This window comes from Geodermatophilus sp. SYSU D00766, assembly GCF_054049915.1.
The window spans coordinates 1-6,322 of record NZ_JBJGYI010000078.1 but is presented as its reverse complement, the minus strand read 5'-3'; the positions used below and the strand labels follow the sequence as shown (position 1 = coordinate 6,322).

General features: G+C 75.2%; 6 protein-coding genes and 1 tRNA gene. 3 read left to right on the top strand and 4 right to left on the bottom strand.

What is annotated here, in order from left to right; translation table 11 throughout:
* Window positions 1-138: 138 nt before the first annotated feature.
* Window positions 139-702 carry a single-stranded DNA-binding protein gene (locus ACI8AD_RS24780; RefSeq protein WP_456873191.1) on the bottom strand — a complete coding sequence of 188 codons (564 nt, stop codon included), beginning with the start codon at window positions 700-702 and terminating at the stop codon, window positions 139-141.
* Between the two features lie 191 nt (window positions 703-893).
* Between ACI8AD_RS24780 and ACI8AD_RS24775 the strand changes: the two genes are divergently transcribed.
* Window positions 894-966 (top strand) — tRNA-Arg (locus ACI8AD_RS24775).
* A gap of 17 nt (window positions 967-983) precedes the next feature.
* On the opposite strand, the gene ACI8AD_RS24770 is transcribed toward ACI8AD_RS24775, so the two are convergent.
* On the bottom strand, window positions 984-1,370 hold the full coding sequence (locus ACI8AD_RS24770) for a YybH family protein (protein ID WP_456873190.1): 387 nt from the start codon (window positions 1,368-1,370) through the stop codon (window positions 984-986).
* Window positions 1,371-1,790: 420 nt separating this feature from the next.
* On the opposite strand from ACI8AD_RS24770, the gene ACI8AD_RS24765 reads away from it, so the two are divergent.
* On the top strand, window positions 1,791-2,483 hold the full coding sequence (locus ACI8AD_RS24765; protein WP_456873189.1) for a DUF4333 domain-containing protein: 693 nt from the start codon (window positions 1,791-1,793) through the stop codon (window positions 2,481-2,483).
* A gap of 51 nt (window positions 2,484-2,534) precedes the next feature.
* Here ACI8AD_RS24765 and ACI8AD_RS24760 read toward each other — a convergent pair whose 3' ends face one another.
* Together ACI8AD_RS24760 and ACI8AD_RS24755 are read right to left on the bottom strand one after the other, a co-directional pair.
* Window positions 2,535-3,566 carry an LLM class flavin-dependent oxidoreductase gene (locus ACI8AD_RS24760; RefSeq protein WP_456873188.1) on the bottom strand — a complete coding sequence of 344 codons (1,032 nt, stop codon included), beginning with the start codon at window positions 3,564-3,566 and terminating at the stop codon, window positions 2,535-2,537.
* Between the two features lie 41 nt (window positions 3,567-3,607).
* Window positions 3,608-3,976: a VOC family protein gene (locus ACI8AD_RS24755; RefSeq protein ID WP_456873187.1), complete on the bottom strand. Its 369-nt coding sequence runs from the start codon at window positions 3,974-3,976 to the stop codon at window positions 3,608-3,610.
* 264 nt (window positions 3,977-4,240) lie between these two features.
* On the opposite strand from ACI8AD_RS24755, the gene ACI8AD_RS24750 reads away from it, so the two are divergent.
* Window positions 4,241-6,238, top strand: coding sequence for a putative bifunctional diguanylate cyclase/phosphodiesterase (locus ACI8AD_RS24750; protein ID WP_456873186.1), 1,998 nt, complete (start codon window positions 4,241-4,243; stop codon window positions 6,236-6,238).
* Window positions 6,239-6,322 lie beyond the last annotated feature (84 nt).

Below are 6,322 nucleotides of genomic sequence, written 5' to 3'. Positions count from 1 at the left end.
CCGGGGGGGGGGGGGGGGGGGGGGGGGGGGGGGGTGGGGGGGGGGGGGGGGGGGGGGGGGGGGGGGGGGGGGGGGGCCCCCCCCCCCCCCCCCCGCCCCCGTGCGTTCTCGGTCCCGATCCTCCCAGTCCGCGGGCGGCTAGTGCAGCGCCGGTTCCGGCAGTGCGCCCAGCTCCTCGTCGAGGTCTCCGTCGAGGTCTCCGCCGAGCGCGGGGCCGGCCGCGGAGGTGTCGGGGTCCACGACGTACAACGGCCCGACCGCCCCGGGATAGTCCCGGTCCCCGAGGGTCGTCTCGCCGGGGACCGGTTCGTGCTGCGGCGCCGGGTCCGGGGCGGCCGTCGCGGCGCGCTGGGTGCGGCGGAACTCCGCCGTCCCCCGGGCCAGGTTGGGCCCGACGGCGGCGGCGCGGACGACCGGCCGGCTGCGGCGGCCGGTGTCGGAGTCCCACTCGCGGGTGCGGATGGTGCCCACGACGACGACCGGGTCGCCCTTGCTGACGCTGTGCGAGACGTTGCCGCCCAGCTCGTTCCAGCACTCGACGTCGACGAAGAACGTGGCCCCGTCGACGAAGCCCTGGACGGTGCTGTCGTAGCGGCGCTCGGTGGAGGCGACGCGGAAGTTGGTGACGCTGCCGTTCTGCGTGCGGACGCGGCTGGGTGCGGTGACGACGTTGCCGGTCACGGTGATCTCTGTGGCGCTCACGGTGCTCCTCGGGTCGGTGCGGCCGGCACGGTGCCGGTCCGCGACGACCCTCACCCCGCCGCGACGCCGGGGAGGCCCGTCCGCGCGGCCTGTGGAGGGGCCCGGCCCCTGTGGACGCACCGGTGCCCGCACGTCACCCCTCCGTGCCACGGCGGCACCGAGGGCGCGGGAGGTGTCATCATCGGCCGAGAGCGCCCGTAGCTCAGCGGATAGAGCAGGTGCCTTCTAAGCACTTGGTCGCAGGTTCGATCCCTGCCGGGCGCGCATCCTGACCCGGCGGCCTAGCCGTCCGAGGACGACGGTGGACTCTGACTCGAGTTCCAGATGTCGATGGCGAGCTTCCAGCTGCCGTCAGGCTGGCGGCGGTGGACGACGACGTACTTGCCCGCGTCGACGGTGTCCGGACCGGCGTGCATCTCGTAACGGCCCTCTTCCACCGCCAGATCGTCACGCTCCTCGAGGCTCACGGTCTCGAGCCGGGCTCCGCTCACGCCCATGTCCATGAAGCTCTGCCAGGTCGCCTGGATCTGCCGACCCGTCGCCGGCTCCGATCCCGGGGGGAGCAACCGGGCGTCTGGTGCGTAGATGGTGGCTGCCAGCGCTGAGTCGCCCTTCTCGAGCGCTTGCTCCAAGGTCCTGTTCAGCGCATCGACGTCACTGCGGGACACGGCGCACCTCCTGTGCAGCGGAGGCGGCCAAGGTGGCACCGACCCCGACGGAGGGCAAGGTCCCTCTGGCGCCGGACACGCTGGGGGCTGCTCCTCCGGACGGCGCGCATCCCCGCCATCACACCCGGTGCGAGGCCAGCGGCTCCCGTGGTGCACTGTCAGCCCCGGAGCGGTGGACCCGCTCTCCAGCAGCCGAGGGCGCCGACCGCCACTGCGAGCCGATGGCCCGCGCGCTGGTCGAGCAGCGCCTGCTGGACTGGCTCGACGAGACCCTGGGCCGGTGACCGGCCGGCCACCTGAACCCGGTCTCAGGATCACTGGCGGCCGCTTGCAAGTGACGTCGAAGCGATCCGCAAGCGGCAGGCGGCACGGTGCTCCCGAGCACCCGGGACGGACCCGGGACCGAACGAGGAGCCCGCCATGACCCAGGTCCACAACGCCGGCCAGCCCCACGGCACCGGCCCCTACGCGCCGCCGGCCTTCCCCGCCCCCGGCGCCCCGAACGGCTACGGCGCCCCCAACGGGTACGGCGCCCCGAACGGCTTCGGCGCCCCCGCCGGCTTCGGTCAGCCGCCCGCCCCGCCGAAGAAGCGCACCGGCGCGATCATCGGCAGCATCCTGGCCGCCCTCGTGGTCGCCGGCCTCGGCGTCGGCGCCTTCTTCCTCTTCAGCGGCTCGGTCCTCGACACCGCCGAGGCCGAGCGCCAGATCGTCGCCCTCACCGAGGAGCAGGCCGGCGTCACCGTCACCGACGTCAGCTGCCCCGAGGACGTCGAGCTCGCCGCCGGCACCGTGAGCACCTGCACCGCCCAGGTGGAGGGTCAGGAGGTCACCTACACCGTCGAGCAGACCGACGACGAGGGCAACGTGACCATCTCCAGCGACGCCGTCTTCGTGCAGGTGGCCGACGTCGAGGCCTCGCTGACCGACGAGTTCACCGCCAGCACCGGCCTGGAGGTCGTCTCCTCCTGCGAGTCCGACCGCAGCGTCCTCGTCGCGGCCGACGGCCTGCAGCTCGACTGCGTGGTCAGCGCCGCCGACGACCCGACCGACAGCGCCGCGATCGTCGCCACCATCGACGCGGCGGGCGACGTCTCCTTCGAGGCCGTCTGATCTCCACGCACCGACCGGCCTGGGCGCCGGGCTCCTCCGGGAGCCCGGCGCTCAGCGCTGTCCGGCCGGCACCCAGCCGATCGCCGGCGCCACGTACCGGACGACGTTCTCCAGCAGCGTGGCGTTGTACTCGACGCCGAGCATGTTCGGCACGGTGAGCAGCAGGGTGTCGGCCTCGCGCACGGCGGCGTCCTTGGCCAGCTCCTCGGCCAGCCGGTCGGGCTCGCCGACGTAGCTCTTGCCGAAGCGGGCGCGCACGCCCTCGAGCAGACCCACCTGGTCCTCGCCGGAGCGGTCCCCGAAGTAGGCGCGGTCGAGGTCGGACACGACCGGGACCACGCTGCGGCTGACCGACACCCGCGGCTCGCGCTCCCACCCGGCGGCGGCCCACGCGGCGCGGTAGCGCTCGATCTGCTCGGCCTGCAGCTCGTCGAAGGGCACGCCGGTGTCCTCGACCAGCAGCGTCGAGCTCATCAGGTTCAGCCCCTGCTCCGCGGTCCGGACGGCGGTGGCGCGGGTCCCCGACCCCCACCAGATCCGGTCGGCCAGCCCCGGCGACTGCGGCTGCACCGCGAGCCGGGCGGCCGTCCCGCCGGTCATCGCGGGGTCGGCGTCGACGACGGCCGCCCCGCGCACGGCGGCGAGGAACAGCGCCGTCTTCTCCCGGGCCAGGTCGGCGTCGGTCGTCCCGGGAGGCGGCACGTAGCCGAATGCCTCCGAGCCGCGCAGCGCGGTCTCCGGTGACCCGCGGCTGATGCCCAGCTGCAGCCGGCCGCCGCTGAGCAGGTCGGTCGCCGCGGCCTCCTCGGCCATGTACAGCGGGTTCTCGTAGCGCATGTCGACGACGCCGGTGCCCACCTCGATGCGCGAGGTCCGCGCGGCCATGGCCGACAGCAGCGGGAACGGCGAGGCCAGCTGCCGGGCGAAGTGGTGCACGCGGACGAAGGCGCCGTCGAGGCCGAGCTCCTCGGCGGCGACGGCGAGCTCCACCGACTGCACCAGCGCGTCGCGCGCGGTGCGCACCCGCGACCCGGCGATGGGCTGCCAGTGACCGAAGGAGAGGAAGCCGATGCGCTTGTCCACGGCAGGACCAGCGCGCCGGACGGGCGCGCTGTTCCCGGCGCTCAGCGCGGAGGCAGCTGCTGGACCGCCCAGCCGTTGCCGTCCGGGTCGCTGAAGAACACGAACGACCCCCAGGGGAGGTGCTGGACCTCGCTGACCGCCACGCCGCGGGCGGTCAGCTCCTCGTGGGCGACCTCGACGTCGGGGACGACGACCTGCAGTCCCTGCACCGACCCGGGCGGCGTGTCGAGCAGGCCGGTGCCGATCGCGATCGAGCACGCCGAGCCCGGCGGGGTGAGCTGCACGAACCTCACCTCGTCGCTGACCCGGTGGTCGTGGTCGAGGTGGAACCCGGCGCCCTCCGTGTAGAAGGTCAGGGCCCGGTCCACGTCGCTGACCGGTACGGCGACCAGCTCGAGCTTCCAGTCCATGACGCGCTCCTCCCTCGGGGTGGCCACCCTGCTCCCGGGTCGGGCGCGCGGGCATCCCCCCGGGAGGAGGCAGCGGACACCCGGTGTCCGCAGGTGCGTGCGCCGGGACGCTGCGTGGTCGGACGGAGGCGCAGCTCACGGGCGCGCCCCACCCGTCCCGGGAGGACACGGCAGTCCCCGATGTGACGGTGAGTGAGCGTTCGACCACGACATTCCGGGGGCCGGTTCCGCGGTTCCGGCGGCGGTGTCGGCCACCCTGTCGAGGTGACTCTCAGCGCCTCCCACGCGCCGCGGCCCCGGGCCGGCCAGCCCGCCGGGCGCGCGCAGGCACCGGCGGGGACGAGGCTGCGGGCCATCGACACGCTGCTGGCCGACCGCGGCCAGATGTTCCGCGCCCTGTTCCTCTCCTCCCCCGTCCCGCAGGCCCTCGTCGACCTCGACGGCCACCTGCTCGTGGTCAACGACGCACTGTGCGCACTGGCCGGGCGCGGCATGGACGACATGGTCGGCCGGCACGTCGACCTGCTCGCCCACCCCGACGACGCCCCGCTGTCCGACGGTGCGCCCGGCGGGCAGGCCGGCGTCGACGCGGACCTCGACCCGTGGCTGCAGCGGGACGGCGAGCGCCGGCTGCGCCGCGCCGACGGCAGCGAGCTGTGGGTGCAGCAGTCCCACGACGTCGTCCACCGCAGCACCGGCGAGCCGCAGTTCGCCGTCCTGTCGCTGGTCGACGTCACCGACCGCCGCCGCGCCGAGGAGGACCTGGTCCGCCGGGCGTTCACCGACCCGCTCACCGGGCTGCCCAACCGGCGCGCGCTGACCGACCGGCTCGCCCACGCCCTCGCGCTCTCGCGCCGCCGCGGGCTGCAGGTGGGCCTGGTGCACCTCGACCTCGACCGCTTCCAGGCGGTCAACGACACCCTCGGCACCGAGGCCGGCGACCAGCTGCTCAGCCAGGTCGCCGACCGGCTGCGGTGGAGCACCCGGGTCGAGGACACCGCGGTGCGGCTGGGCGCCGACGAGTTCCTGATCCTGGCCGAGGACGTCGAGGACCTCGACGGGCTGCGCGCCCTGGCCGACCGGCTGCTCGCCGTCCTCGACGACCCCTTCCAGCTCGGCGGCCGCGAGATCGTGCTGTCGGCCAGCGTGGGGCTGACCCTCGGCTCCGACGTCGGTCCCGACGAGCTGCTCAAGCGGGCGCACAGCGCGCTGGCCCGCGCCAAGCGCGACGGCAGCCGGGCGCGCATCGAGGTGCACGACGGCGGCCTGACCGACGACGAGGTCGACCTGCTGCAGCTGGAGACCGACCTGCGCCGGGCGCTGGACGCCGACGAGCTGCGGCTCTTCTACCAGCCCATCGTGTCCCTCACCGACGAGACGCTGCTGGGCTACGAGGCGCTCATCCGCTGGCAGCACCCCACCCGCGGGCTGCTCCCGCCGGGCGCCTTCCTCGACGCCGCCGAGAACAACCGGCTCACCTCCCGGCTGGGCGCGTGGGTGCTCCGCCGCGCCTGCGACGACGCCGCCGGCTGGCCCGCCGGGCTGCGGGTGCACGTCAACGTCTCGGCCCGGCACCTGGCCGAGGAGGGGTTCAGCGACCTCGTCGCCGCCGCGCTCGACGAGTCCGGCCTGCCGGCCGAGCGGCTGGAGCTGGAGATCACCGAGTCGACGGCGCTGTTCGCCGCCGAGGCCACCCTGCAGGCCGTGCAGGAGGTCACCGCCCGCGGGGTGACCCTGGCGCTCGACGACTTCGGCACCGGCTACTCGGCCATCACCGCGCTACACCGGCTGCCCATCCACACCGTCAAGATCGACCGCTCGTTCGTCGCGGGCGTCGTCCGCGAGCCGTCGTCGGCGGCGCTGGTGCAGGGGCTGCTGCAGCTGGGCCAGGGCATGGGGCTGCAGGTCATCGCCGAGGGCATCGAGGACCTCGAGCAGGCCGAGTGGCTGCGCCGGCACGGCTGCGCCATGGCCCAGGGCTACGCCTTCGGCCGGCCCGCGCCGCTGCCCAGCCGCGCCGACACCACCGCCACCGAGGCGCTCGTCGAGCGGGCCGCGGAGGAGGCCGCCGCGGTGCTCGAGGCGGTCACCGGCGAGCTGGAGGCCGTCGTCGACGAGCTGCCGGTGGCCGGCGGCGACGGGACGGACCTGCTGCCCATCGACGACGACGAGCGCCCGCTGCCGCCGCGCCCGTTCCTCGTCGTGGTCGAGGACCTGCCCGACGAGACGCCCGACGACGACGGGGAGACCCCCCGCCCCTGACCGGTGGTGGTCGGGGGGTGGGGGGGGGGGGGGGGGGGGGGGGGGGGGGGGGGGGGGGGGGGGGGGGGGGGGGGGGGGGGGGGG

Excerpts from the sequence above, each read along its gene's own strand:
- ACI8AD_RS24755 (WP_456873187.1), bottom strand. The coding sequence starts at position 3,976 with ATGGACTGGAAGCTCGAGCTGGTCGCCGTACCGGTCAGCGACGTGGAC.
- ACI8AD_RS24765 (WP_456873189.1), top strand. The coding sequence starts at position 1,791 with ATGACCCAGGTCCACAACGCCGGCCAGCCCCACGGCACCGGCCCCTAC.